The sequence below is a fragment of the Corallococcus sp. NCSPR001 genome (assembly GCF_017309135.1).
In the GTDB taxonomy this organism is placed as follows: domain Bacteria; phylum Myxococcota; class Myxococcia; order Myxococcales; family Myxococcaceae; genus Corallococcus.
The window spans coordinates 1470059-1495697 of the sequence record NZ_JAFIMS010000002.1; the positions used below are offsets into that span (position 1 = coordinate 1470059).

The 25639-nt window shown below is 71.5% G+C and carries 17 protein-coding genes; 11 read left to right on the top strand and 6 right to left on the bottom strand.

The genetic code is table 11. The annotated features are described in order from the left end of the window. Window positions 1-195 precede the first annotated feature (195 nt). Complete coding sequence (locus JYJ93_RS08160) at window positions 196-1191, bottom strand: aldo/keto reductase family protein (RefSeq protein WP_206787718.1); 996 nt, start codon at window positions 1189-1191, stop codon at window positions 196-198. Window positions 1192-1349: 158 nt separating this feature from the next. Here JYJ93_RS08160 and JYJ93_RS08165 point away from each other — a divergent pair, with 158 nt between their 5' ends. The 11 genes from JYJ93_RS08165 to JYJ93_RS08215 all read left to right on the top strand — a co-directional run bounded on the left by JYJ93_RS08165 (window position 1350) and on the right by JYJ93_RS08215 (window position 19060). Then, window positions 1350-2915, top strand: a complete 1566-nt coding sequence (locus JYJ93_RS08165) for a hypothetical protein (protein ID WP_206787719.1) — start codon at window positions 1350-1352, stop codon at window positions 2913-2915. A gap of 19 nt (window positions 2916-2934) precedes the next feature. Then, window positions 2935-3933, top strand: coding sequence for an AAA family ATPase (locus JYJ93_RS08170; RefSeq protein WP_206787720.1), 999 nt, complete (start codon window positions 2935-2937; stop codon window positions 3931-3933). Beyond that, window positions 3926-5698 (top strand): hypothetical protein, encoded by a 1773-nt coding sequence (locus JYJ93_RS08175; protein WP_269012818.1) that lies wholly within the window; start codon window positions 3926-3928, stop codon window positions 5696-5698. The genes JYJ93_RS08170 and JYJ93_RS08175 overlap by 8 nt, the downstream gene beginning before the upstream one ends. Then, complete coding sequence (locus JYJ93_RS08180; protein ID WP_206787722.1) at window positions 5695-6681, top strand: ABC transporter ATP-binding protein; 987 nt, start codon at window positions 5695-5697, stop codon at window positions 6679-6681. The genes JYJ93_RS08175 and JYJ93_RS08180 overlap by 4 nt, the downstream gene beginning before the upstream one ends. Beyond that, window positions 6678-8201, top strand: a complete 1524-nt coding sequence (locus JYJ93_RS08185; RefSeq protein WP_206787724.1) for an ABC transporter permease — start codon at window positions 6678-6680, stop codon at window positions 8199-8201. The genes JYJ93_RS08180 and JYJ93_RS08185 overlap by 4 nt, the downstream gene beginning before the upstream one ends. Before the next feature lie 5 nt (window positions 8202-8206). Next, window positions 8207-9058, top strand: a complete 852-nt coding sequence (locus JYJ93_RS08190; RefSeq protein ID WP_206787726.1) for a DUF58 domain-containing protein — start codon at window positions 8207-8209, stop codon at window positions 9056-9058. 82 nt (window positions 9059-9140) lie between these two features. Beyond that, window positions 9141-10874, top strand: a complete 1734-nt coding sequence (locus JYJ93_RS08195) for a BatA and WFA domain-containing protein (protein WP_206787728.1) — start codon at window positions 9141-9143, stop codon at window positions 10872-10874. Further along, the gene (locus tag JYJ93_RS08200) at window positions 10871-13606 is read left to right on the top strand and encodes a VWA domain-containing protein (RefSeq protein WP_206787730.1); all 2736 of its coding nucleotides are present in this window, start codon (window positions 10871-10873) and stop codon (window positions 13604-13606) included. The genes JYJ93_RS08195 and JYJ93_RS08200 overlap by 4 nt, the downstream gene beginning before the upstream one ends. A 708-nt stretch (window positions 13607-14314) precedes the next feature. After that, window positions 14315-15997 (top strand): hypothetical protein, encoded by a 1683-nt coding sequence (locus tag JYJ93_RS08205; RefSeq protein ID WP_242543725.1) that lies wholly within the window; start codon window positions 14315-14317, stop codon window positions 15995-15997. 1648 nt (window positions 15998-17645) lie between these two features. Further along, on the top strand, window positions 17646-18662 hold the full coding sequence (locus JYJ93_RS08210) for a hypothetical protein (RefSeq protein WP_242543726.1): 1017 nt from the start codon (window positions 17646-17648) through the stop codon (window positions 18660-18662). Window positions 18663-18670: 8 nt separating this feature from the next. Continuing rightward, window positions 18671-19060 carry a LuxR C-terminal-related transcriptional regulator gene (locus JYJ93_RS08215; RefSeq protein WP_206787732.1) on the top strand — a complete coding sequence of 130 codons (390 nt, stop codon included), beginning with the start codon at window positions 18671-18673 and terminating at the stop codon, window positions 19058-19060. On the opposite strand, the gene JYJ93_RS08220 is transcribed toward JYJ93_RS08215, so the two are convergent. From JYJ93_RS08220 to JYJ93_RS08240, 5 genes are read right to left on the bottom strand one after another with little or no spacing between them, the layout of a single operon-like run. Further along, a complete protein-coding gene (locus JYJ93_RS08220; protein WP_206787733.1) occupies window positions 19043-20023 on the bottom strand; it encodes a DUF4438 domain-containing protein in 981 nt (326 codons plus the stop codon). The two genes, JYJ93_RS08215 and JYJ93_RS08220, sit on opposite strands and share 18 nt — an antisense overlap. A 16-nt stretch (window positions 20024-20039) precedes the next feature. After that, complete coding sequence (locus JYJ93_RS08225) at window positions 20040-21137, bottom strand: hypothetical protein (protein ID WP_206787734.1); 1098 nt, start codon at window positions 21135-21137, stop codon at window positions 20040-20042. Between the two features lie 59 nt (window positions 21138-21196). Further along, window positions 21197-23191 (bottom strand): hypothetical protein, encoded by a 1995-nt coding sequence (locus JYJ93_RS08230; protein ID WP_206787735.1) that lies wholly within the window; start codon window positions 23189-23191, stop codon window positions 21197-21199. A gap of 21 nt (window positions 23192-23212) precedes the next feature. Beyond that, complete coding sequence (locus tag JYJ93_RS08235; protein WP_206787737.1) at window positions 23213-24517, bottom strand: hypothetical protein; 1305 nt, start codon at window positions 24515-24517, stop codon at window positions 23213-23215. Between the two features lie 36 nt (window positions 24518-24553). After that, window positions 24554-25618: a hypothetical protein gene (locus JYJ93_RS08240; RefSeq protein ID WP_206787739.1), complete on the bottom strand. Its 1065-nt coding sequence runs from the start codon at window positions 25616-25618 to the stop codon at window positions 24554-24556. Between the last annotated feature and the right edge of the window lie 21 nt (window positions 25619-25639).

Below are 25639 nucleotides of genomic sequence, written 5' to 3' on the forward strand. Positions count from 1 at the left end.
GTGGGACCGCTCTAACGCGCGGCGCAGTCTCTTGTTCCCCCCGACTTAAAAGTCAAATGGATCGGGGTGGAGTTCACCCGCCTGACGCGCGCCATGGGACGGGCGCGCGAAAAACCAGGGCGCGGATGTCATACGCCGGGCACCCGGCGGGACGGGCGATGGAGCGCCTGCCCCGCAGGGTGAGGGGAGCGTTCTTCAGGGCCTGCGTTGGGGGCTGGTGGTCTGCGCGGGGTCGCGCTCCACGACGGGGCCGAGGATGGAGTCGATGCGGCGCAGCAGCTCCGCGTCCAGCTTCACGCCGGTGGCCTTCACGTTGTCGAGCACCTGCTCCGGCTTCGTCGCTCCGATGATCGCGGAGGAGACGCTCTTGTTCTGGAGCACCCACGCGATGGAGAGCTGCGCCATGGACAGGCCGGCTTCCTGGGCCAGCGGCTTGAGCTGCTGGACGCGGGTGAGCACGTCGTCGGTCATGAAGCTGGTCATGAACTGCGCGCCCTGCTGGTTGGCGGCGCGGGTGTCCGACGGCGGGGGCTTGCCGGGGAGGTACTTGCCGGAGAGCACGCCCTTGGCCATGGGGGACCAGACGATCTGGCCGAGGCCTTCGGCGTCGGAGGTGGGGATGACCTTGGACTCGATGACCCGCCAGAGCATGGAGTACTGCGGCTGGTTGGAGATGAAGGGCACGCGCAGCTCGCGGGCCAACTTCGCTCCGGCGGAGATCTGCTCGGCGGTCCATTCGGAGACGCCGATGTAGAGCGCCTTGCCCTGGCGGACGATGTCCGCGAACGCGAGCATGGTCTCTTCGAGGGGCGTCTCCGCGTCGAAGCGGTGGGCCTGGTAGAGGTCCACGTAGTCCGTCTGGAGGCGGCGCAGGGAGCCGTGGATGGACTCGATGATGTGCTTGCGCGACAGGCCGCGGTCGTTCTGGCCGGGACCGGTGGGCCAGTAGACCTTGGTGAACAGCTCGTAGCCTTCGCGGCGCTGGCCCTTGAGGGCGCGGCCGAGCACGGCTTCGGCCTTGGTGCCGGCGTAGACGTCGGCGGTGTCGAAGGTGGTGATGCCCGTGTCGAGCGCCGCCTTCACGCACGCGACCGCGGCGTCCTCCTCCACCTGGGAGCCGTGGGTGAGCCAGTTGCCAAAGGAGATTTCGCTGACCTTCAGACCGCTGCGACCAAGGAATCGGAAGTTCATGGGGGGCGGCACACTAACCGCCGCCTGCGGGAGGCCGCTCGGGTTTCGCGGTTTCTCGACAGCTGGAGTCAGGAGGGCGACCGTCCACGGCGGGATTCGACCGTTCCCGGGCGTCGCTTGTGAACGGTGGGCCGGGTATCCGACACTGGCTTCCACGCATGGCCGCCAGTGACGAACGCCGCTTCCAGTCTCTCGTGCTCGCGCCCATCCGGCGCGTGCAGCGGCGGCTCAACGTGGTGGCCTGGAGTGGCGCGGGCATCGCTCCTCTCTGGGCCCTGGCCACCGCTTGCGTGGTGTCCCGGTTGCTCTTGCGCGACCTGTCCGTCTGGGCCGTGCCCCCGCTCGTCATCGCGGGGCTGGCGTGGTGGTTCGTGCGTGCCCGTTCGCGCGGCGTGTCGCTGGAGTACGCGGCGGTGCTCGCGGACCGGTCCGCCAATGCGGGTGGCCTGCTGCTCACCCGGCTGGAGCGCCCTGTCGGCGAGTGGGAGCTGAGCCTCAACCAGTTCGCGCAGCATGTGAAGCCTCCGGAGGTCCCCTGGCGCAGGCCCGTGGGCGCGCTTCTTGGCGCGCTCGTGTTCCTCGCGGTGGGGTTCCTCGTCCCGCTGCCGACCCTGCGCACCTCGAACATCAACGCCGCCGCCGCGACCCAGGTCGCCGCGGTGCAGGCGCAGGCCGAGGCCCTGGCCCGCGAGGAGCCCCTGGGCCCCGACGTCGAGGAGGAGCTGCGCCGGCTGTCGGAAGAGGTCGCTCAGGGCCGCTTCGACTCCGCGGATTGGGAGGCCTCGGATGCACTGGAGCAGCGGCTCGCTGAACGCGCCTCCGAGGCCGCCGCCGAGCTCAACCGTGCCTCCGAGGCCGCCGCTGAATTGGAAGATGCGCTCGCCGCCGCTGGCGGTGCGGAGGCCGCCACCCGTGAGCGCGAGTCGCTGGAGCAGGCGCTGATGGCGCTCGATGCTCGCGCCAGCGGGACCTCGGAGGACGACGCCACCGGCGCTCAGGAGGCTCCCGCGTCCGAGCGGAATTCGCAGGGACAGGGCGCCGGTGATCAGGATGGCGACAAGCAGGGCACGGGGGAACAGGGGGGCGAGAAGCAGGGCTCCGGCGACCCTTCGGCCCGCGAGGCCGAGGCTCGCGCTTCCGCCCGTGCCCAGGCCTCGGGTTCACCGGATCAGATCGCCGACCTGCGCCGCACGCTGGAGCGCCGGCAGCAGTCGCTGGCCGAGCGCTTCGGTGAGGAAAACGCGTCGCGAGGGAACCGCGGCGCCCAGGCCCGGCGTCCCACCCGGCGGCAGCAGTCCGGGCAGGGACAGAAGGGCCAGGGCCAGAAGGGACAAGGCCAGGGCCAGGACGGGCAGGGCGAAGGCGAAGAGGGCGACGGTGAGGGTGCGCAGGGCCGTCAGCACGCGAGCCGGAACACGCGGCAGGGCAAGGGCGAGGGCGCGGGCGTGAGCCGGGGCGGAGAGAGCCAACCGGTCGTCTTCGGCGGCGAGGCGGAGATGGATCCGGACCGGCTCGCGTTCCAGCCGCTGCCAGACGGCAACGGCGGCGAGGCGGAGGAGTTGTGGGGCCTTCGCGCGGCGGATCCGCAGGCCCGGACGGGGCAGGCAGGGCCGTCCAGCGCGAAGGGCACGGGCGCGAAGGGCGATGCGACGGCGGGGCCGACCTCCGGTCCGCTGCTGCCTCGCAACCGCGACCTGGTGAAGCGGTACTTCGGTGGTCCGTAGTCCAGAAGGGGGAAACGACGTGGCAGCGGAGCTTCTGAGTCCCGCCGAAGCGCAGGGCGCGGCGGACGTGGCGTCCCGGCTCAAGGCCGGGCTCAACCAGGTGATGCTCGACCAGGAGATGGTCGTCGAGCAGGTCGTGACGGCGGTGCTCGCCCGGGGCCACGTGCTCATGGAGGGCCTGCCCGGCCTGGGCAAGACGGAGCTGTGCAAGGCCCTGGCGCGGCTCTTGTCGCTGCCCTTCCGCCGCATCCAGTTCACCCCCGACCTCTTGCCCGGCGACATCACCGGCACCTACGTGCTGGAGGGCGAATCGCGCCGCGACTTCGTCTTCCGCGAGGGGCCCCTCTTCGCGAGCCTCGTCCTCGCGGACGAGATCAACCGCTCCAGCCCCAAGACGCAGTCCGCGCTGCTGGAGGCCATGCAGGAGCGGTCCGTGACGGTGCTGGGCCAGACGCGGCCTTTGCCCGACCCCTTCTTCGTGCTCGCCACGCAGAACCCCATCGAGCTCGAGGGCACGTACCCGCTGCCCGAGGCGCAGCTGGACCGGTTCCTCTTCCGCATCCTCGTGCCGCCCGTGGGCGCCAGGACGCTGCGCACCCTGCTCACCACGCGCGTGCGCGGCGCGCCTCCCGCGCAGGAGCCGGTGCTGGACGCCGAAGGCCTGTCGCGCCTGTTCGCCGCCGTGGACCGCGTGCACCTGCCCGGCCCGGTGGCGGACTTCATCGGCCGGCTGGTGGAGGCGTCCGACCCGCGCCAGCCCTCCGCTCCGGAGCCCGTGCGCCGCTTCGTGCGCTTCGGCGCGAGCCCTCGCGCGGCGCTGGCCCTGGCCGCCGCGGGCCGTGCGCGCGCGCTGCTCCAGGGCCGGCCCAACGTGGGCTTCGATGACGTGGTGGCCGCCGCGCCCGCCGCCCTCAACCACCGCCTGGTGCTGGCCTACGAGGCGTCCCTGGAGAAGGTGACCGCGCCAGACGTCGTGCGCGAGCTGCTCAAGGCCACCCCCGAGGTGCCCCGTGGTTAGCCGCGCGCCCCTGGCCTTCGCCGTGCTCCTGGGGGCCCTGCTCTGGACGGGCCTGCCGGGCGTTCCTGGAGGAACGACGGCGTTCGCCACCAGCCCGGTGGTGGAGGTGGCGCGGGAAGCGGAGCCCCAGGGCAGCGGCTACCGCGAGGTGGTGGAGACGACGGAGAGCCTCCCCACCCAGGGCGACCTCAAGGCGACCGTGCGCGCCGTCACGCTCGTGCCGAACCGGGGCTACACGCCCATCCAGGTGACGGTGCACAACACCGGCGGCCAGCCGCGCCCGGTGCGCCTGTCCATCCACTCGCAGGGGCGCATCATGGAGCGCTCGCTGGAGCTGGGCCCCCGCGAGCGCACCGTCACGTGGCTCTTGATGCCCGCGGACCTGCAGTCGGGGACCCTCCGCCTGGACTCGCCCGGGATGGACACCGCGGCCCAGAGCTTCTACCTGGACGGCTACCGGGGCGCCCGCGTGATGGTGCTGGGCGACGTGAAGGCCTTCGAGGCCGCGACCGGCCTCACCCGCGCGGCGGAGAACCTGGAGCCGCTCGTCGCCACGCGCTTCGTGGAGCCGCACACCGCGCCGCGCGAGCTGGCGGCCTACGCGGGCTACGACGCGGTACTGGTGGCGGTGCCAGCGGACCAGGTGCCCGACGACGTCTGGGCGGTGCTGGAGACCTTCGCCGTGACTGGCGGAAAGCTGGTGCTCGACCAGCCCCCCGCGACTCCGCGCCTGCGCTTCCCGCTGCTCCAGGATGAGAAGGCCGAGCTGTCGCCCTACGGCTTCGGCTTCGTGCGCCAGTTCCGCGAGTGCCGGAAGCAGAATCCGGGCTGCGGCTTCAACCTCTGGGAGGACACGGAGCGCTCGCCCGCCGCGGTGGTGCCCGCGGGCCCGCCGCCCCGCTGGGAGCGCTACAGCATGCTCAGCGATGGACGCCTGCCGCTGCTGTCGAGCGCCCGCGCGCCCGTGGGACGCTTCCTGCTGCTCATCGTCCTCTTCGTGCTCGCGGTGGGGCCCGGCGGGTGGATGCTCGCCCGGCGCAAGGGGCCGTTGGCGGTGCTCATCGCCGTGCCCACGCTGGCGCTCCTCACGAGCCTGGGGCTGGTGGCGTGGTCCGTGCTGGTGGACGGCTTCAGCGTGCACGCCGCGCGCTACAGCCTCACGCTGCTGGACCGCGAGCGGTCCCGCGCGGTGACGGTGGGCCTCAACGCCTGGTACGCGAACCTCGCGGAGGACAGCGTGCGCATGCCCGCCTCCAGCGTGCTGCTGGCCTCGGAGTCCCCGACGGGCCAGGAGGATCCGCCGCGCCTGCTGGACTGGACGAACGGGCTGGTGGTGAAGAACAGCTTCCTGCCTTCGCGCAGCTACCGCGAGTGGGGCGAGGTCGCCGTGGTCCCCTCGCGCGCGCGGCTGACGGCGCGCAAGGCCGACGGCGGCGTGCAGGTGCAGAACGCGCTGGGGGCTCCGCTGAAGGGCGGCCTGTTGATGCTGGACGGCCAGCTCTGGGCCCTGCCGGAATTGGCCGACGGCGCGGAGGGGCTGGCCACGCCGAAGGACGCGGAAGGGCAGGACCTGTTGTGGGGGCTCGAGCATGAGCCGCGCATGCGCTTCCCGGGCGCGTCACTTCCCCTGGAGCAGCCGCTGAAGGACGGCACGTTCGTGGCGCGGCTGGGCGGGCGCGGCTTCACGCCCACGGCGGCGCTGGACGTGGAGCTGGAAGCCGAGATGCACCTGGTGCGCGGTCAGGTCGAGGAGGCACGACGATGAGCCTGCTGGAGGTGAAGGGGCTGCGGCGCGACTACGGGGCGCTGCGCGCGGTGGACGACGTGTCGTTCTCGCTGGAGGCCGGCGGCATCCTGGGCTTCATCGGGCCCAACGGCGCGGGCAAGAGCACCACGCTGCGCATCCTGGCCACGCTGGACGTGCCCACCGCGGGCACGGTGCTGCTGGACGGCACGTCGCTGGTGGACGCGCCGGACCGGGCCCGGCCGCTCCTGGGCTACATGCCGGACCGCTACGGCACCTACGACGACGTCACCGTGAAGGAGTTCCTGGACTTCTTCGCGCGCGCGTACGGACTGCGGGGCGCGCTGCGCAAGCAGCGGGTGGACTCGGTGATGGAGTTCACCGGGCTGGGGCCGCTGGCGGACAAGCTCACCACGGAGCTGTCCAAGGGCATGCGTCAGCGCGTGGCCCTGGGGCGCACGCTGCTCCATGACCCGCGGCTGCTGCTCCTGGACGAGCCGGCGGATGGGTTGGATCCGCGCGCGCGCATCGAGCTGCGGGAGTTGCTGCGCGCGCTGGCGGACCAGGGCAAGGCGGTCATCATCTCCAGTCACATCCTCACGGAGCTGGCGGAGATCTGCGACAGCTGCGTCATCATCGAGCAGGGGCGCCTGCTGGCCCAGGGCAAGGTGGAGGACCTCTTGCGCCAGAGCGCGGGCCCGTCCCGCGTGATGGAGCTGACGGTGCGGCTGGCGGCGCAGGGCGACGAGGCGGAGGCGCTCTGGTCGCGCACGGAGCGCACGCTGCTGGAGCAGCCGCGCGTGAAGGACGTGGCTCGCGAGGCCAGCGCGCTGCGCGTGCGGCTGGAATTGGAGGCGGACGCGGGGCCGGCGCAGTCGGAAGCGGCCGCGGCGGCGCTGCTCGCGGCGCTGGTGTCGCAGGGGCTGCCGGTGTGCGCGTTCAGCCCGCGCGAACGCAACCTGGAGGACGCGTTCATGACGGTGACGAAGGGGAGGGTGGCGTGAGCACGCAAGCGAGTCCCGCGTCGGGCGCGGCCGAGTCCGCCCCCTCGCCAGGTGTCCCGGCCGCGGCGTCCGACCGTTGGGGGAAGTGGGGTGACCGGCTCAACCCGCTGGTGGTGAAGGAGGTTCGGCAGGGGCTGCGCACGCGCGTCTTCTGGGTGAGCTTCGGTTTGTTGCTGGCGGCGTGTCTGGTGCTGTCGCTCATCGCGTTCGCGAACACGCACGACAGCACGTACACGCGCGAGGGGCGGTCGTACTTCTTCTCCTTCTTCGTGTGCCTGGCGCTGGTGCACTTCGGCCTCATCCCCTTCAACGCGTACCGGTCCCTGGCGCGCGAGCGCGAGGACGAGACGTGGTCGCTGCTCCTGCTCACGGGGCTGGGCCCCCGGCGCATCCTGCGCGGCAAGGTGGCGTCCTTCCTGGTGCAGGCGGTGCTGTACGCGTCGGCGGTGGAGCCGTTCCTGCTGTTCAGCTACTTCCTCAACGGCATCGACCTGCCCACCATCCTGATGGTGCTGCTGCTGGGCGGGGCGTGGCTGGTGTTCCTCACGCTCGTGTCGGTGTGCGCGGCGACGCTGGCGGACAGCCGGATGGGACGGGCCGCGGTGCGGCTCGCGCTGGTGGGCGTGCTGGTGGTGACGTTCTTCCAGGCGCTGACGTTCACCTTCGTGGTGACGAACGAGCGGGGCAGCGGGTTCTCGTTCGACCGGAACTTCTTCCTGGGGCTGGGCGCGGCGTTCTGGCTGCTGGTGTCGGACGGGTGGCTGATGTTCGAGACGGCGGTGTCGCGGCTGTCGCTCGTGACGGAGGACTACACGCGCCATCCCCGGCGGGCGTTGGTGGTGCAGGTGGTGCTGACGTTCGTGGGGATGACGGCGGTGTGGTGGCTCCTGGACCGGGATGACGACATCCCCGAGGTGATGGGCATCCTCGGAGGGCTGCACCTCATCTTCGCCACCCTCTTCATTGCGACGGACGTGGACGGGCAGTCGCGGCCGCTGCGCGCGGGCACCCGGATGTGGACGCTGTTCCGGCCCGGGGCGCTGCGCGGCTTCCGGCTGTCGGTGCTGCTGCTGGTGGGGTGGGCGGTGGGGTGCGCGGTGCTGTTGTGGCTGTCGCCTCGGGCGACGGGGAACCTGCGGATGGCGATGTCGCAGGGGGCGCTGGCGCTCTACGGGGTGCTGTACCTGTCAGTGGCGCTGCTGTTGGGGCGGATGCCGCGCTCGGGGCGGTTCGCGTCGCCGGTGTCGGTGCGGTTGCTCTACGTCCTGGTGGGAATCCTGGGGGCGGGCGTGCCGCCGCTGCTGGCGGTGTTCCTGGACCTGGAGGGGCGCGATGAGTTGCTCAACCTGCTCAACCCCGTGCTGGGGACGGCGAACTTCGGCAAGCATGACTTCAGCGGCTACCTCGATGCCAAGATGCCGCCGTCGCTGCTCCTGTGCGTGGCGCTGGTGGCGTTCCTGGCGGCGTTCGCCGCGGACCGGGTGCTCGCTGAGCGCGAGCGGCGGGTCCACCAGCAGTGAGCGCGATGTTGGATGAGGCGGAGGTCGCGCGGCTGGCGCCGGGGCTGGGCCTGGCGCTGCCGCGACTGCCGCAGCGGGGACGGGTGGGCGAGGTGCGCGCCACGTCCGCGGGCAGCGCGATGGAGCTGCATGACTTCCGCGCGTACCAGCCGGGGGATGACCTGCGGCAGTTGGACTGGAACGCGGTGGCGCGCACGGGGGAGCTGGTGCTGCGCGTGCGGCAGGACGAGGTGTCGCCGCGCGTGGAGGTGCTGCTGGATGGTTCGCGCAGCATGGGGCTGTCGCCGCGCAAGGCGGCGGGGGCTCGTGAGGTGGCGCTGCTGACGGTGGAGGTGGGCGGGCGGCAGGGGCTGACGCCGACGCTGCTGTGGGGAGGGGCGCGGTCGGAGCGGGTGCAGGGGCCGGCGTGTCGCGCGACGCTGCGCGGGGCGGAGTTCGAGGCGCGGGATGATCTGGCGTCGGCGCTGGGGCGGCTGCCGCCGTTGCGGCCGTGTGGTCTGCGGGTGGTGGTGAGCGACTTCCTCTTCGAGACGGACCTGGAGGCGCTGTGCGCCCGGCTGTCTCGGGGCGCGTCGGCGCTGTTCCTGGTGCAGGTGCTGGACGCGGAGGACCTGGATCCTACGGGCGGCGAGGGCGCGCGGCTGGTGGACGCGGAGAGTGGCGTGGCGCTGGAGGAGCTGCTGACGGACGGAGTGCTGGCCTCCTACGCCCGCCGCTTCGCGGAGCACCAGCGTGCGCTGCGAAGCGCGGCGGTGCGGGCGAGGGGAACGCTGCTCACCGTGAACGCGGCGGAAGGACTGCGCGCGCAGGTCGCGGGGCCGTTGCGCGCGTTGTTCATCGCGGGAGGCGGGGCGTGAGCAGCATGGAGCGCGAGGCGGTTCGCACCGACGTGCGCCGTCACGGGTGCACTCGCGTGCGGTACGTCGTGGGAGGCGGGGCGTGAGCTTCGGGTTTCCCTGGGGACTGATGGCGTTGGGCGCGCTGGTGCCGCTGGTCGCGGCGTACTTCCTGCGCCGACGGCAGAAGCCGGTGGTGGTGAGCGCGCTGTTCCTGTGGCGCACGCCGCGTCCTCGCGCCGAGGGCGGGCCCCGGTGGGAGCGCTTCACGCGTGAGGCGTCACTGCTGCTGGAGGCGCTCGCTGTGCTGGCCGCCGCGCTGTACCTGGCGGACGTGCGGCTGGGAGAGAACGCCCGGCGCCGTCACCTGGTGCTCGTCGTGGACGGCAGCCTGTCCATGTCCGCGCGGACTCCGGATGGCAAGACGGTGCTGGAGCACGTCCGCACGGAGGCCGCGAAGCGTGTGGAATCGGAACGCGCGACGCACGTCACGGTGCTCGCGAGTGGCGTGGCGCCCCTGGTCCTCGCCGGACCGGAAGCCGATGCGTCGCGGGCCCTGGGCGCGCTGGAGTCCTTCGAGGCGCGCGGTCCGGACCATGACGTCATGGCCTCTCTCCTGTGGGCGCAGGAGCTGGCGGGCCCGGGCAAGCACGTGCACTTCTTCACCGACGCGCCGCCCTCCGAGGACACGACCGTGCCGCCCTCCGTGCGCTGGACGGCGCTGGGCTACTCCCAGGGCAATGTGGCGCTGGTCTCCGCGCAGCGGCGTGACGAAGGTGGCCGGGCCACGGTGACGCTGCGGGTCGCTCGCTTCGGGGCGGGGCCTTCGGAGATTGAAGCCCGCGTGCGCGCGGCTCCCGGCCCCGGCGCGCGTGAAGGCACCGAACGCACGGAGCGCATTTCATTGCCGGAAGAGGGCGCCGCGACCGTGCGCCTCATGTTCCGCGAGGCTGGCGACGTGGAGGTGTCCCTGCCGGACGACGCGCTGCCCGAGGACGGACACGTGCGCCTTCCACCATCCCCCGTGATGCCGGTGTCCGTGGGGCTGACGGAGGGCCTGTCGCCCGCGTCGAAGCAGGCGCTGGAGCGCTTCCTGGCGGTGTCTCCCGATGTGGCGCACGGCCCTCCTATCCCCGGCGCGCCGGTGCTGTCCGTGGGCCCCGCGCGCGCGGAGGCCCGCGTGACGCTGGGCGCGGAAGGACCGCTGCGCACCTTCGTGGGGCCGTTCTTCACGGAGAAGGGCAGCACGCTGATGGACGACGTGCAGCTTTCGGGCGTGCGGTGGACGGCGGGCGCGAACCCTCCAGGCCGTCCGTTGATGACCGCGGGCGAAGCCGTGCTCGTGTCGGAAGAGGAGGGCGGGCGGCTGCACCTCAACGTGGACCTGGCGCGCTCCAACCTCCAGCGGACCACCGCCTGGCCCGTGCTGCTGGGCAACGTGGTGCGCGAAGCACGGCGGCTTCGCGAGGGCTTCCCCCGGCGTCAGCTCAACCTGGGCGAAGCGCTCTCCGTGGTGACGGAGGCCGGTGCACGCTATGCGCTGAAGGGGCCTTCGGGCCGCAAGCCCGTGTTCGGCGCGGGCGCGCTGAGCCTGCCCGCGCCCACCCGCCCCGGCCGCTACGTGCTGGAGCGCGAGGGCCGTGAAGTGGACTCGCTGGAGGTGCTGGCGCTGGACGCTCGCGAGTCGGACCTGCGGGGCCGGGGCAGCGTGGACGTGGCCGCGAAGGACGTGGGCGAGGACTCGGAAGGGAACAGCGGCCATGAGCGCGCGCACTGGCCCCTGATGGTGTTGCTGGCCGCGCTGCTGGCGGACTTCTACGTCACGAGGAAGGCATGACCTTCACCCTTCCCCAGGCGTGGTTGCTGCTGTTGCCGCTGGGCCTCTTCCTGTGGCGCTACGGCCGGAGGCCCGGTCCGCCCATGGTGCTGCGGTGGGTGCTGCTGGTGCTCGGAGTGGGCGCGCTGTCCGGGCCGGAGCTGCGGCTGGCGAACGCGGGCAGCGACGTGGCCGTGGTGGTGGATCGTTCGCGCTCCATGCCGCTGGACGTGGACCGCGTGGCGCAGGAACTCGTCTCGCTGGTGGAGTCCCAGCGCCGGCCAGGAGACCGCGTGGGCGTCATCACCTTCGGCCGCGAGGCCCGGGTGGAGTCCCCGCTGTCGGAGTCCGGGCGGTTCGGTGGCTTCACGCGGGCGGTGGACGCGGAGGCGTCCGACCTGTCGGCCGCGCTGGACGCGGCGGGCGCGCTCATTCCCCCCGAACGCACGGGCCGGGTGCTGGTGGTCTCCGACGGCCGGGCCACGGGAGCGGACGCGCGGGGCGCGACGCGGCGGCTGGCGGCGCGGGGCATCGCGGTGGACTACCGGCAGGTGTCCCGGCCGGAGCCCGCGCTGGACGTGGCCGTGGTGTCGTTGGACGTGCCCGCCACGGTCTCCGTGCGCGAGCCCTTCCAGTTCTCCGCCGTGGTGCAGGCGACCTCGGCGGTCACCGGCACCGTGCGTCTGGAGCGCGACGGGAAGGTGCTGGTGAAGGGGGCGTACGACTTCAAGCCCGGACCCAACCTGCTGCCCCTGCGCGACCTGCTGGAGGAGCCGGGGCTGGTGCATTACCGGCTCACGGTGGAGGTGCCCGGAGACGGCGTCCCGGAGAACGACGTGGGCGTGGGCGTGCTGCGCGTGGAGGGGCCGCCGCGCGTGATGCTGCTCACCGCGCAGCCTTCGGGAACACTGGCGAAGGCGCTGGCGGCGACGGGGATGGCGCTGGAGGTGAGGGCGCCGTTCCACCTGTCGCTGGAGGCGCTCGACGGGGTGGGCGTGGTGGTGCTGGAGAACGTGGACGCCAACGCGCTGGGCGAGACGGGGTTGAACGCGCTGGCGGACTACGTGGACCAGGCGGGCGGCGGGCTGGTGATGACGGGAGGGCGGTCGAGCTTCGGAGAGGGCGGCTACCGGCGCTCGCCCCTGGAGCCGCTCCTGCCCGTGTCGCTGGAGATGCGTGAGGAGCAGCGGCGCGCGTCGGTGGCGATGAGCGTGCTCATGGATTCGAGTTGCTCCATGGGCATGCAGGTGCCGGACGGGCGCACGAAGATGGAGCTGGCGGCGGAGGGCGTCACGGCGGCGCTCACGTTGCTCAACGCGAACGACGAAGCCTCCGTGCACATGGTGGACACGGAGCCGCATGAAATCTTCCCGTTGAGTCCGGTGAGCAAGGGCCTGCCGTTCGAGCAGGTGGCGCGAGGCTTCAGCGGAGGCGGCGGCATCTACGTGGGCACGGCCCTGCGCGCGGGCAGCAAGGAGATCCTCCGCAGCGAAAAGCCCACGCGGCACGTGGTGTTGTTCTCCGACGCGGCGGACTCCGAGGAGCCGGGCGACTACCAGGAGACGCTGGCGGCGCTGCGAGCGGCCAACGTGACGGTGTCGGTCATCGGCCTGGGCAAGCCCACGGATCCGGACGCGGACCTGCTGCGCGAGGTGGCCCGGCGGGGCGCCGGGCGCATCTACTTCGCGGAGGACGCCATGAGCCTGCCGCGCATCTTCAGCCAGGAGACGCTCGCGGTGGCGAGGGCCACGTTCGTGGACGAGCCCGCGTCGCTGGAGGCCGCGCCGGACCTGCCGCTGCTGGGGCCGCTGCCGACGACGGGCCTGCCGCAGGTGGGCGGCTACAACCTCACCTACCTGAAGCCGCGGGCGAACGTGGCGCTGCGCACGTTGGACACGAACGCCGCGCCGGTGCTGGCGCTGTGGCCGCATGGCGCGGGGCGCACGGTGGCGCTCACGGCGGAGGTGGACGGCAGGTACACGGGTGAGTTGCGCGAGTGGGGCGCGCTGCGGGCGACGTTGGAGTCGGTGGTGCGCTGGTCGATGGGGCGGCCGACGCCGAAGGAGGAGGCGGTGGTGCGTTCGGAGCGCCAGGGCAACCTGCTGCGCGTGACGTTGGACCTGCCGCCGGGCGAGCCGATGCCGGGCGCGTTGCCCACGGCGGTGTTGCTGACGGGCGACGGGCGCTCGGGAGTGGAGAAGCCGCTGCACTGGGAGGACGAGGACAGGTTGGTGGTCGAGTACCCGCTGACGGGCAGCGGCACCTGGCATCCGGTGGTGAAGTGGGGTGGACGCGTGTTGAGGGCGCCACCGGTGGCGCTGCCATACGCGCCGGAGTTCGAGCCGGGCAGCGCGAAGGAGGGTCTCAAGCTCCTGCGAGCGCTGGCGGCGGTGGGCGGAGGGCAGGAGCGGCTGTCGATGACGGGCCTGTTCGCGGAGGCGCCGGAGTCGGAGGGCCGCGTGGCGTTGGCGCCCTGGCTGGTCGCGGTCGCGCTGGCGGCGATGTTGGCGGAGGTCGCGGTGCGCAGGTTCCTCTCCGCGCCGCGGGTGCGGGCGGCGCGGGAAAAGCCCGTGAAGGAAGTCAGCGCACGTGAGCCCACGGGAGCGCCGCGCACGGACGTGAAGCCCTCCGCGGCGCCCCGGCCTGTTCAGGGCGAACCCGCCGAGCAGAAGCCGGAGCCTCCGAAGCCCGCGGGTGTGGACTCCGCACTGGAGGCCGCGCGGGCAAGGGCACGGCGTCGTACAGGGCGCTGAGCCGACGTGCGCGGGCGCGAGCACGCGCACGGCGCCAGAGGTCCTCTGAGGGCCACGCTATCCACGAGAGAGAACCCCGCTGGGGCTGCCCGGCAGCAAGCGAGCCTCACGAACCTGTCCGACAGTCGCACCCGTTTGAAGGACCTCGGCTCCAGGGCTGCTGGTCCACCTGGGCTGCGGGAACTTGTCCGACAGTCGGACACGTTTGGAGGCCCCGGCTCGGGTCGGATGCTGGCCCACCCGGGCAGCGGAAAACCTGTTCGACAGTCGGACCGGTTGGGAGGACCTCGGCTTGGGGAGCATTGGTCCACCTGGCCTGCGGGAACTTGTCCGACAGTCGGACAGGTTTGGAGGCCCCGGCTCGGGTTGGCTGCTGGTCCACCCGGGCAGCGGAGAACCTGTCCAACAGTCGGACCGGTTGGGAGGAACTCGGCGCCAGGGCTGCTGGTCCACCTGGGCTGCGGGAACTTGTCCGACAGTCGGACAGGTTTGGAGGCTCCGGCTCGGGGGCCACTGGTCCACCTGGGCTGCGAGAACTTGTCCGACAGTCGGACAAGTTTTGGGGCCCCGGTTCGGGGGCCACTGGTCCACCTGGGCTTGGGCTGCGGGAACTTGTCCGACAGTCGGACAGGTTTGGGACCACTCGGGGCGGACCGTGCCCCTTCCTGCGCCTGATGCCGGGCTTGCTTTCGCGGTATGACGGCGCCGATGACGGAGCCCCGGGCCTTGCGGTGGGGGCTGGGTGTCGTCCTGGGCGTGCTCGCGCTCCAGGCCTCGCGCCTCGCACTGCACAAGGCATTCAGCATCGACGAATTCCAGTACGCCCATGCCGCGTGGCTCATGGCCCACGGGCAGGTGCCCTACCGCGACTTCTTCGAGGTCCACTTCCCTCTCGTGTACCAACTGCTGGCGCCTCTGTTCCGGCTGCTGGGAGATGATCCGCGCAACGTGCTCGCGCTCCGGGCCGCGATGCTCGTGCCGCTCGCGGGGACGTGTGTCTCCGTGTTCTTCCTCAACCGGCGCGAAGGACGCATCGCCGCGCTCCTGGCGCCAGTGCTGCTGCTCTGCACCCCTGGCTTCCTGCACTTCGCCACCGAGGTGCGCCCGGATGCGCTCACCGCCGCGCTCTTCCTGGGCGCACTCGCTGCGCTGTCCGTGCAGCCCGGCTCCGTCCGTTCATCGTTCCTCTCAGGTGCTTTGCTCGTTGCCTCCGTGTGGGGCTCCCAGAAAGCGCTCTTCTTTGGCGGACTCGTGGCCGCGGTGCTCCTGGTGGACCTCCTGCCGCGTAGGAACGCTTCTCCCTCGCTCATCGCCGCGCCTCGCGCCTTCTTCATGGGCATCGCCGTTGCGACGGGCTCGGTGGCCGCCTACCTCACGGTGACGGACTCGTGGGGCGCATGGTGGCGGTGGTGCTTCGTCTGGGCTTCCGAACACCAGCGCCACTATCCGGGTTTCTCCTGGCGCGAATACCTAGTGCCGGCGATGGGAGCACAACCCGCGTTCTTCCTCCTCGCTACCGTCGGGCTCGTCGCCACGTTCCTTCGCTTGCGGAAGCACCCTCGCACCCCCGACCTGCTCCTGGTCGTGGCCGTGCCCGCGACCTTCGGCGCCTATGCGCTCCAGCGCGCTCCGTTCCCGTACAGCCTGTTGCCCTTTCTGGGCGTGCTCGCGCCCCTCGCCGCTCGCGGCCTCCTCATCGTGCTCTCTGGATTGCGCACCCCCGCTGCGCGGACCTTGGGGCTTGCCGGGCTGGGCGGCCTGTTCGTTGTCCAGGCCGCGCGGGTGGAGGCCTTGCTGGACGGCGGCGGCAATGCCCGGCAGCGCGAGGTGCTTGCTCGCATCGCCGCGCTCACGGGACCGGAGGATGTCGTCTACGACAACTCGGGGGGCTATGTGAGCCGCCCTCACTCTCACTTCTACTTCTACACGGACGCGTATCTGCGCGGCTCGCTCGTGGGTCTGCTGTCCGACGAGATGCCCCGGGCGCTCGTGGAGCAGGGCTGTGTGCTGCGGGTGGATGACCTGCGTACCTCCGGTCTTCCTCCGGCGCTGCGCCGCTTCCTCGACGCGCACTACCAGCCCTACGACGGTGACCTGTTCCTGTGGGGACAGCGCTACCGCGTGCCCTCGGGCTCCGGCGCCCTGGAGGATCACTTCCTCGCGGTGCGCGCCGACCGGTACTTCGTCCAGCCCGCGAGCACGCTCGACGCCGGTGCGCTGTTCATCGATGGCGAGCGCATCACCACGCCTGAGTTCACGCTGTCCCGGGGCGAGCACACCCTTCGCTATGAAGGGCGCGCCGAAGCCTTCCAGCTCCTGTGGCTGCCCCGTGATGCGAAGCGCTGGACGCCACGGCCCGGGGCTCCGTCCACGTACTCGCGCCTGTTCTGAGCACGCGTCGAGAGCAGGCGACCTGGCGTGAGCACAGCCTTCCGGGATGAGGGCACTGTCGTCCTGGCGGTCCGCCGTGGTGCCTCCATCCTGAACTCAACCGTGGAACCCGGCTCCGGGTCGAACTTCCCTGCGCAAGGGTGATTCCTACTGTGCGTGGGCAGGCTGGTTCGCAGGGGAGGTTGCCGTGGCTGGTGATGAATCGGGGCGGAAGCGGAACAGTGCGCCCGTTGCCTCCCAAGGCGTGATGTCGCTCCTGGACCGCTGGGTCTCCGACCTCGAACGGGATGATCCCTTCTCACAGGAGGATCCGCTCGATGACTCCGGCACAGGCGGCCGGATGACGCAGGGCGGGCCCGCTGACTCCTCCCGCGCGGCCCGGGAGCGGCGTGGCTCCAGGCCTCCTTCCTCTACGCGGGAAGGCGAAGCACCGGAGACAGCGGGTTTGCCGCTGCGTCCTCCTCGTCCGGCCTCCGACCCGTTCGCTGAGCCAAGACCCAGCCGTCATGCCTCCTCTCGCGAGACCCGGGGAGAGGGGCGCCCTGTGCGTCCTGACCGTGCGCCGTTCTCGGAGGCGAGGTCCCGTACTGCTTCTGCTTCCAATGCCCCTGGTGCCGCACGTGACGGCATGCATCCTCCACGAGCGGGTTCCAGCTCACCCGCTGAGTCCGCGCCTCGAAGCCGGATGACACAGGGGGAAACCGCTGCTTCGTCTCGTTCCTCCGGTGAGGGCCTGCACCCTCTACGTCCCGGCCGAGGTTCGCGCGATGAGCCTTCGTCCCGCTCCAGGGAGATGCAGGACGGCCCCTCCGATTCCTCCCGTCGGGCCCGTGATGGCATGCGCCCTCCGCATCCCAGCCGCGGCTCGCTCGCGGAGTCCGCGCCCCGACCCCGGATGACGCAAGACAGCCCCACTGCTTCTCCCCGCGCACCCCGTGAGGAGCGCCGGCACGAAGCGACTCCATTCGGCGAGCAGCAGCCCCGCGTCGATTCCGCTCGCTCGGCGCGCGAGGAGCGTCGCCTTGAGTCGGAGCCATTCAGCGAACGGGCATCCCGTATGTCGAGGGCATCGGGACGCCCGGCCCATGATGAAAATCGCCACTTGAGCGCCGACGCGGATCCGTTCGCGCCGCCAGTTGCGGCTTCTGCTCGCTCGCAGCGAGAGGAGAGGCGCCATTCGAGCAGCGCCGCGGAATCGCCAGTGTCGGAAACGGTTGCTCCTCATTCGCATCGTGAGGGGAGACGCCATTCGGGCGCTGCTGCGGATCTGTTCGCGTCAAAGGCCGCGGGTGCTCGTTTAGAGCGTGAGGCGAGGCGTCATTCGAGCAGTGCCGCGGAACCGCCAGCGTCGGAAGCGGCTGCTGCTCATTCGCATCGTGAGGGGAGACGCCATTCGGGCGCTGCTGCGGACCTGCTCGCATCTGGGACAGATGCTGTTCGTTCGGAGCGTGAGATGAGGCGCCATTCGAACTCCGAGGCGGATCCGTTCACTGCGTCAAGGGAGGATGTTGCTCGTTCTGGGCGTGAGGCGAGCCGCCATTCGAACAGTGATGCGGACCCGTTCGCGCTGGAGGCGGCGGCTGCTCGTTCGGCCCAGGATGCAGGCCGCTACGCTCGCTCGGGTTCGGATCCATTCAGGGAGCCAGAGATGGCCTCCACCCGTTCGGTTCGTGAGAAGAACCGCCACTCTGACGGTGGCGCGGATCCGTTCGCGACGCCAGCGGTGGCCTCGGGTCGTTCGGCCCGTGAGGCAAACCCTCACGCGCGCTCCGGTGCGGACCCCTTCAGGGAGTCCGGGCCGGCACGGGGCCGCGTATCCCTGGAGGAGGACGTCCACCTCCGAGCCGGAACCGACTTCTTCACCGAGTCCCAGTTCCGCGCGGCGGACGTGCAGGACTCTCCCTTCCGCGCGGCCCGTGAGGAGCTCCGGCTCCAGGGGCCCGTGGTCACCTTCCCGGATGGCGCGCGAGTCGTCCTGGGCAGCGAGGGCGGCAGGCCCATCCATCGCGGCACCGTCGCGGTGCGTGGCCCGTGTGCGCCTTCGCGTGAGGCGCTCATGGGGTCAGGCCTCACGGAGCCCCAGTCCCGCGCCCTCGAGTTCGTCCTCGCCTGGTTCGGGCACCCGTTCGACTCCGTCACCTCCGAGCCCCCGTCCGGCGGAGCGCCCCGATGGGGCGCCTGGCCTTTGTCAGGGCCTACGCTCATCGCCGCGCTCGCTCACTGGAAGCAGCATGAACCCGAGGCATTCGACGCGTGCCTCGGACGGCTGGGATTCGATGCCACGGCCCAGTTCGCTGAAGACCCACGGCTGATCGCGGCGCTCGCCCGGGCCGGCCGGGAGCGCGGCGCTCAACGGGCGCAGCTCGAGACGCTCGTCACGCACGTGCTCCGCCCCATGCTCGACTCCTGCGCGCAGGCGGAGACCGCCGTGGACGCACCCGGTGGACTCTTCGCCTCGGCCCGCGCGCTGGCGCTGCTCTTCCACTCCGAGCTTCGCTTCGGCCACGGCGGCGTCACGAGGCTCGTGACGCTTGCTCGCGAACGGCCGGAGCCACCCGCCGCGGGAGAACACCTCGCGGAGGACCTGCGCGCCTCCGGCCGCTCACGCGAAGCCTCCGAGGTCTGGCGCATCCTCACCTCTCCCGAGCTGGCGGATCCGGCCTAGCGCACGCCATGCGGACGCCTCTTCCACCCGGGAGCCATGTCCTGCTCGTGGTCCCCGACCCCAACGCCCCGGCCGCGCCCCAGGAGCAGAACCGCGCCCTGGCCGGCGAGCTCATCCTCAACGGTCAGCGCTACCACCTGGTGCCCGCGGAGGACTCCGCGAACCCTCCGACGACGACGCCCGCGGCCGAGGCTCGGCTGCTCACCTCGCGCGAGCTGCAGGTCGTCTCATGCGTCTGCGCGGGCTGGGGCAACAAGGAGATCGCCACGAAGCTCCACATCAGCACGTGGACCGTGGCGGCCCACCTGCGACGCATCTTCGTCAAGCTGGGCGTGGACACCCGCGCGGCCATGGTGTCGCGCTGCCTGGGCGCGGTGTCCCTACCACGGACCCCGTGAAGGCCCGCGCGCTGGAGGCGCCACGCTCCGGCGCAGCCCCAGCACGAGCGCCACGTTGGCCTGCGGCCGGCACGCCAGCCGCACGCACTCCGCCGGACAGATGAGCAGCGGCGTCACCCCGGGCCCGTGCCCCGCCACCTTGCTGTCCGAATGCACCACCACCCCCACGGTGACGATGCCCGCCCGCCGCGAGGGCCCGAAGCGGTAGTCCAACGGGCAGATGGCCACCAGGTCCCCCAGCCGGAGCGCGTCCAGCCGGTGCCTGCGCACCCGCCGTGCATCCGACAACTGGATGTCCAGGTCCCCCAGCACGCCCTCCGAACGCCCGAAGCCCGAGCCCATCAGCTCCGCCGGCACCGTGTGCGTCACGGGGACCACCAACCGCCCCGCTTCCGTCCGGATGCCCCAGCGCCGCAGCAGCCGGGGCGACAGGTTCAGCGCCCGCACCCGCGGGAAGTCCGGCAGCTCCAGCCCCTGGCCATACGCATCCAACTGCACGCGGTCCCCGATGCACAGCCGGCGCTTCACCGCGGGCGGGAAGTCCACGATGACGTGGTTGATGCCGCCGTGCTTGCCCACCACCGTGCCCACGGCGCCCCTCGCGGGGCCGGTCGTCACGCGCGCGCGGTTGCCCACGCACGCATAGAACATCAGCGCCCGGTTGGAGCCGCCGCGCTGGCCGACGTCGTCCTTCCCCGTGTTGTGCAGCGACACACCCGCTTCCATGTGGTCCGCCGCCAGCCCCACCGCGCGGTCTCCCACGCGGCGGTTGAGCACGATGCCGCCGCTGCCCGGCACCAGCCGGGGCACCCCATCCCGGCCAATGCGGTACGGCGACGCACGCACGATGGGGTGCGACACCTGGCCCGCCACCGCCGAGGCCACCATCCGCGACACGTTGGTGCGCGGCGCCGAGGCGGCCCCCGTGCTCGCCTCCATCAGGGGTTGCAGCGGGATGTCCATGGCGCGCCTCCCTTCTTCAGCGGATCGCCGGCGCGGGGCTGGTGATGCCCAGCGTCGTGCGCAGGGTGGGGGACACGCCCCGGAACGAGCGGCCATCCGGCGTCATCCGGTACGCGGCGATCCACTCTTCGGCCACCGGGCCCAGCGGCATCACCTCCGTCTGGAAGTCCCTGAAGTCGCGCGTCTTGAACGGGTTGTCCGCGATGAAGTTGAGCAGCAGGCGCCCCGCGTCCGCCATCTTCGAGCGCTGCGAAATCTCCCCCGTGCCGCCCAGGTAGCGCTGCGACACCACTTCAATCACGTCCCACTTGGTGTTCGCGTCGAAGGCCTTCTTGATGTCCGGCGTCTCCATCGCGTCGAGGATGGTCTTGAGGTACTCGCCCACCTCCACGGTGAGCGCCAGGATGTTGCCGTAGGTGGCGCGGTCAATCTGCCAGCGGATGTCCGTGCCCAGCCGCTGGATGGTGGCCTGGCTCGCGAAGGGCCGCTCGTTGAGCTGCTGCGAGCCGCGGATGACCTCACCGATGAGCAGGTCGCGGAAGTACTGCGCGATGGCGGACACGAAGGCGACGAACTCGCGGTGGAAGTTGCGGAACATCACCGCGCCCGGCGGCGCCGCCAGGCTGCCGTAGTTGAAGGCGCGCCGGTACGCGAGCTGCCGGTCGCGCGGCTTGTAGCGCAGCGGCTGGTGCTTCTCCATCAGGTACAGCGCCCGCGCGCCGGGGCCCCGCTGGATGCGCATGCGCCCGTCGTGGAAGAGGCGCAGGAGCACGCCCGCCACCTGGAACACCTTCATCCGCTCGTGCTGGTAGATGTAATAGAGCTCCGCGGTCGCGTGGAGCTGCGTCTCGATGACGGACTCGTCGAAGTCCTGGACGAGCACCGGCCGGCTGATGGAGTCGAAGGAGGGCGCGCCGTTCTTGTCCAACCCCATCAGGTCGGAGAAGAGCGACGCCGTCGAGCCGTCGGAGGCGCTGGCGAGCAGCTCCTCCTCCCGGAGCGCCAGCTGCTTCTGCAGCTCCGAGCGCTGCTCATCCGACGTGACGTTGGCGAGGACTTCCCGCTTCCACTGCGAGAACAGCCGCTGAAGGGCTTCTGCCGTACCGATGCTCATGGCATGCCACCTGGGTCAATGACGTTGAAGGAAAGGGTTTCAGTCCGGTGCGCGCGCGCTCACGGCTTGCGCGCGTGGCGGACATGGCGGCGCGTGTGGCCCGACTTGGCGTGCCCGTTGGACGGCGTGGGCCGGCTGTCCGCGCCGTGCCGCTCCTTGCCGGCGATGATGCGCTCCACGGCCTTGAGCTGATCCGAGAACGCCTGCTCCAGCTGACGGGCCAGCTCCGGCCCCTGGGCCTCCAGCTGCTGCTTCACGTCCGTCATGATGCGCGCCCGGCTCCTCTCGATGAGCGAGGCCACGTCGTCCATGCTGGCCCCGTTGCCCACCGTGGCGGAGGCAGGCGCCTCCCGCTCGCCGCCTTCCGCTTCCATCGGGTGCTCCACGGCCCCGGGGTTGATGATGCGCGGCTCCAGGTCCTTCTCGATGCGGTCCAGCGAGACGCGGATCGGCGGAGGCACCGTGAACGGCTCGCCGGTGTTGCAGTGCGCTCCCTCCGGGAAGCCGTACTTGTGGTTCCGGTCGTCCTCGATCTCCTCCGCCTGACCGGGCGCCTCCTGGGTCAGCGTCTTCGCCAGCTCCAGCGAGTCCTCCTCCAGGCCGCACTGCTCCCGCAGGAAGGCCGGGCTCACGTTGAAGACGTCCACGTTGTCGTCCAACTGCTCGATCATCTCCTCGTGGAGGTCCACGCGGTTGCCGCCCGGCACCACGGCCTCGTCGTAGTCCAGGAGGAACAGGTCGATGATCCGGTCGATGTGGTAGAGCTTGCGGTCCAACCGGGCCAGCTCCTTCCAGAACTCCACCGACGTGCTGGGGTCCATCAGGAGGTCCTCGATGAGCTCCTGGGTGTCGTTGCGCTCCCGGAACTTGTCGTTCAGCTCCTGCTCCTTGCCCGTCAGGTCCCGGAAGGTCAGCGGGACGGGGAGCACCAGGTTGAGCAGCCGCGCCCCAGCGTTGGGCCGGTCGAACGCGTCGATGAAGAGCGTCAGCGCTTCCACGAAGGCGGCCAGGGGCGCGGAGGCTCCCTGGACCTTCGCGTTCAGCGCGACGCCCCGGCTGGTGCCGTTGGAGTTGGAGAAGGAGGTGGTGGACGTGTCCAGCAGGCTGCCGGCCACGTCCCGCAGGCGCCGCAGTTGGATGAGCTCCACGGGCACCGCGGACGCGATGCCGCGCATGTCCTCTGAATTCTGCCGGGGCGCGTGGTTCAGGAGCACGTCCAACAGCCGCGACATGGCATCCGGCCGGACGATGGCGCGCAGGTCCGACTGCCCCCGGGCGCGCAGCTGATCCAACAGCTTGCCGTAGGACGCCTGGCCGTCACCCCAGTCGTCGTAGCCCTCCTGGATGGAGGTGGCGGTGAGCTGCTCCAGCGAGTTGATGAGCGCCTCGCGGCGCTGGCGCAGGTCCTGGAGCGCCACCTGGAACACCGTGCCGCCCTTGTCGAAGCCCGCGCGGAAGAGCGCCTCGCCCGCCAGGATGCGCAGGAGCGTGGCGTTGTCGTCAATGGTCGCCGCGAGCCGGCCGAACTCCTGGACCACCGTGGGGTTCACCATCCCCACCAGGCGCGCCACGCGCGCGGTGTCCCCCAGCTTGCGGATGGAATAGAAGGCCCGGTCGCGCGACACGGGGTCCACCGCCAGGTTCGCCGCGGCCTCGCCTTCATCCAGCTCCGCGAGGATGGAGTCGCGCCAGCCGCACATCGGCGCCTTGAAGTCGCGGTTGGAGGCCAGGTTCACCGCGATCTCCAGGTCGTCCACCAGCGCCTTGCGCTCCTGGCGGAAGCGCCGCTGGCCCGGCGAGTCCAGGATGCCGGTCATCGGGGTCATGGCCGGCTCGGGCGTGGCCGAGACGCGGATGGGCTGGCCGCGGCTCTCGTCGTCCAGGCGCGCGGCCGTGGTCGGGTAGAGCTTGCGCAGCGCGTACACCACCGCCTGAGGGTCACGCGCGTCGGACACGCCGAGCTGACGGCGCAGGAACTCGTCGAACTTCGACTTCGCGCTCGAGGCCAACTCGATGGTCGCGGCGGGGCTTCTCCCCTTCACGTTCTCGTACATCGTCCCTCCCTTGAGGTCCTGTCATGCGGCCAGGGTGACGCCCATGCCCGGCATCCGCGCGTTGCGCGTGCCGAGCTTCACCAGATGATTGAGCACCGTGCGCGAGATGCGCTCGGGCGAGGCCAGCCTTCGTTCGAGCGCCTCGCGGCTGGCGCTCACCACGTGGCGCGGCGGAAGGCCCGGCGGGATGTGCCCGCGCGCCAATGACTCCGCGCCCCGGTCGATGCGCTCCTGGTCCGACGGCCAGAAGGGCACCACGTCCACCAGCGCGCGCTGTGCCAGGCCCCGGCGGGGCTGGAACGCAATCTCATCCACGACATGGGGGATGAGCCGCGTCGCCGTGCTCAGGAGCAGCCGTGGGATGCGCGCGAAGGGCAGCCGCGCGCGGTACAGCCGGTCCCAGTTGTCGCGCACGTCGCAGGCCCGGTGGATGAAGCCCATGCGCCGGAGCATCTCCGCCTGGATGAAGACCCGCAGGAAGGGCGTGGGGTGCGCGCTGAGCGGATGGAACGTCAGCACCCGCGACGACGGGTACGCGAGGAAGTCCTTCATCGAGTGCACCGACGCGGGCCCTCCGAGCAGGCACGCGATGAGGTCCGCGAAGATCTCCTTGTGCCAGCGGCCCCACAGGCGCGTGAGCCACGGGTTGCCGGTGGCGTGCAGCACCCGCCGCTGGAGCGCCACCTGCGTCTCCTGCCAGATGCCCAGGTCGGCCTGCAGGTTGTGGCCGATTTCGTGGAGGATGACGCCCATGCCCCACGGGGCCTCCACGCGCTCGTAGGGCACGCGGATGAGCGGGAAGGGGTTGCGCTCCCCGAGCAGCCGGCTCAGCAACACGCCGCGCCGGAAGGTGGCCGGAGAGAAGCCGTGCTCCAGGTAGGTGAGCGGCTTGAGCACGGGGCCGTCCAGGAGGCCTGGCGCGGCCTGGCGCACCGCCTGGAAGCAGTCCACCGCGATGGCGTCGCAGGCCGCCAGCGCTGGCGCGAACCGCGTGCCCCGCTGGCTGAAGACGTCGAAGAAGAGGCCGTAGGCGCGGCGGGCGCGGTCGATTTCGCGCTCCAGCAGCGCGTTGCGCTCCAGCACCTCCTCGGAGCTGAGCGGGGCGTCGCGCAGCCGGCCGTTGAGCCGCGCCAGGGCGCGGCGCACGTCCCGGTCGATTTCGCCCAGGCGCGTGTTGGCCGCGGCGAAGTGCGCGGCGGAGGGGGCGTAGGGGACGTCCCGGGGCCGGATGCCCACGTCCTGTGGCGTGAGGCGCGACAGCCGCCCCGCCCGGAACGTGATGCTCTGGACCTTGGCCCGCAGGAACCGCTGAAGCGTGTCCGCCATGTGCCCGCCTCCCCCTTGCCGCCCACGCCCCCTGGTTCACCGAACGATGACGCGCACCGGCCCCCGCAGCGTGACGGTCCGCAGCCGGCGCAGGCCGGGGCCGCCGCCCATCATGGGATTCGTCCGGCCGCGCGGCCCCGTCCGGCGCAGGCCCGCGCGCGCCCGGAGCTGCCGCACGGCGGCGCTCGTGCGGGCCAGGCGGCGCACCACGCGCGGGTTGGAGATGACGCGCCCGCCAATGCGGCGCAGCATCCGCGGCACCGCCTGGGGGCTCGCGCCCTGCTGGCGCACCAGCCGCGTCACCTGGCGCACCACGCGCGTCACCGCCGGCAGGGCCCGCGGGCCGTAGCGCTGGCTGATGCGCGAGGCGAGCTGCGTCGTCATCTGGCCCACCGCGCGTCCCAGCGCCCGGGCCTGCTGGGGCGACTGCCGGCGGCGCGCGGGAGACAGGGTGGAGCGCACCACGTGCCGCGCCGCCAGCCCGCCCAGCACGCGGTTGAAGGCGTCCATGTCCTCGTCGCTGGCGTAGTCACCGGCGGCGTCCGCGAAGGCGTCCATCGCGTCCGCGCGGAGCAGCCCTCCCAGGGTGCGGCCAATCTCCTGGCCCGCGATGCCGCCCAGCCGGGGCGCGGCCTGGCGGATGAGCCTCATGGCGATGGGCATGGCCCTGCGGCGGATGCGCTGGAAGGTGGGCCCGGCCACGGTGGCGAGCCTTCGCGCGCCGGCCGCCAGGCGGCGGAGGAACTCGTCCTCGTCCTGGGCGTCCATCGCGTCCGCGAAGGCGTCCTCCAGGGCGTTGGGGTTGTCCATCTCGAAGCCTTCGCCCTCGAAGGGCTCCTCCATGTTGGTGGGGTTCTCCTCGAAGCCCTCCTCCATGCCCTCGGCCTCGAAGCCCTCGGCCTCGAAGCCCTCCTCCATGCCCTCGGCCTCGAAGCCCTCGCCCTCGAAGCCCTCCTCCATCATGCCCTCGGCCTCGAAGCCCTCGCCCTCGAAGCCCTCCTCCATGCCTTCGTCCTCGAAGCCCTCCTCGCCCTCTGCCAACAGGTCGGACATCTCATCGCCCTGGCTCGAAAACTCCTCTTCGAAAGGCTGCGGTTGCATGGGTCCTCCTCCTTGTCCTGA

Coding starts and splice junctions, on each gene's coding strand:
- JYJ93_RS08160 (WP_206787718.1), bottom strand. CDS start 1,191: ATGAACTTCCGATTCCTTGGTCGCAGCGGTCTGAAGGTCAGCGAAATC.
- JYJ93_RS08165 (WP_206787719.1), top strand. CDS start 1,350: ATGGCCGCCAGTGACGAACGCCGCTTCCAGTCTCTCGTGCTCGCGCCC.
- JYJ93_RS08180 (WP_206787722.1), top strand. CDS start 5,695: ATGAGCCTGCTGGAGGTGAAGGGGCTGCGGCGCGACTACGGGGCGCTG.
- JYJ93_RS08190 (WP_206787726.1), top strand. CDS start 8,207: ATGTTGGATGAGGCGGAGGTCGCGCGGCTGGCGCCGGGGCTGGGCCTG.
- JYJ93_RS08200 (WP_206787730.1), top strand. CDS start 10,871: ATGACCTTCACCCTTCCCCAGGCGTGGTTGCTGCTGTTGCCGCTGGGC.
- JYJ93_RS08205 (WP_242543725.1), top strand. CDS start 14,315: ATGACGGAGCCCCGGGCCTTGCGGTGGGGGCTGGGTGTCGTCCTGGGC.
- JYJ93_RS08210 (WP_242543726.1), top strand. CDS start 17,646: ATGGCCTCCACCCGTTCGGTTCGTGAGAAGAACCGCCACTCTGACGGT.
- JYJ93_RS08215 (WP_206787732.1), top strand. CDS start 18,671: ATGCGGACGCCTCTTCCACCCGGGAGCCATGTCCTGCTCGTGGTCCCC.
- JYJ93_RS08220 (WP_206787733.1), bottom strand. CDS start 20,023: ATGGACATCCCGCTGCAACCCCTGATGGAGGCGAGCACGGGGGCCGCC.
- JYJ93_RS08225 (WP_206787734.1), bottom strand. CDS start 21,137: ATGAGCATCGGTACGGCAGAAGCCCTTCAGCGGCTGTTCTCGCAGTGG.
- JYJ93_RS08230 (WP_206787735.1), bottom strand. CDS start 23,191: ATGTACGAGAACGTGAAGGGGAGAAGCCCCGCCGCGACCATCGAGTTG.
- JYJ93_RS08235 (WP_206787737.1), bottom strand. CDS start 24,517: ATGGCGGACACGCTTCAGCGGTTCCTGCGGGCCAAGGTCCAGAGCATC.
- JYJ93_RS08240 (WP_206787739.1), bottom strand. CDS start 25,618: ATGCAACCGCAGCCTTTCGAAGAGGAGTTTTCGAGCCAGGGCGATGAG.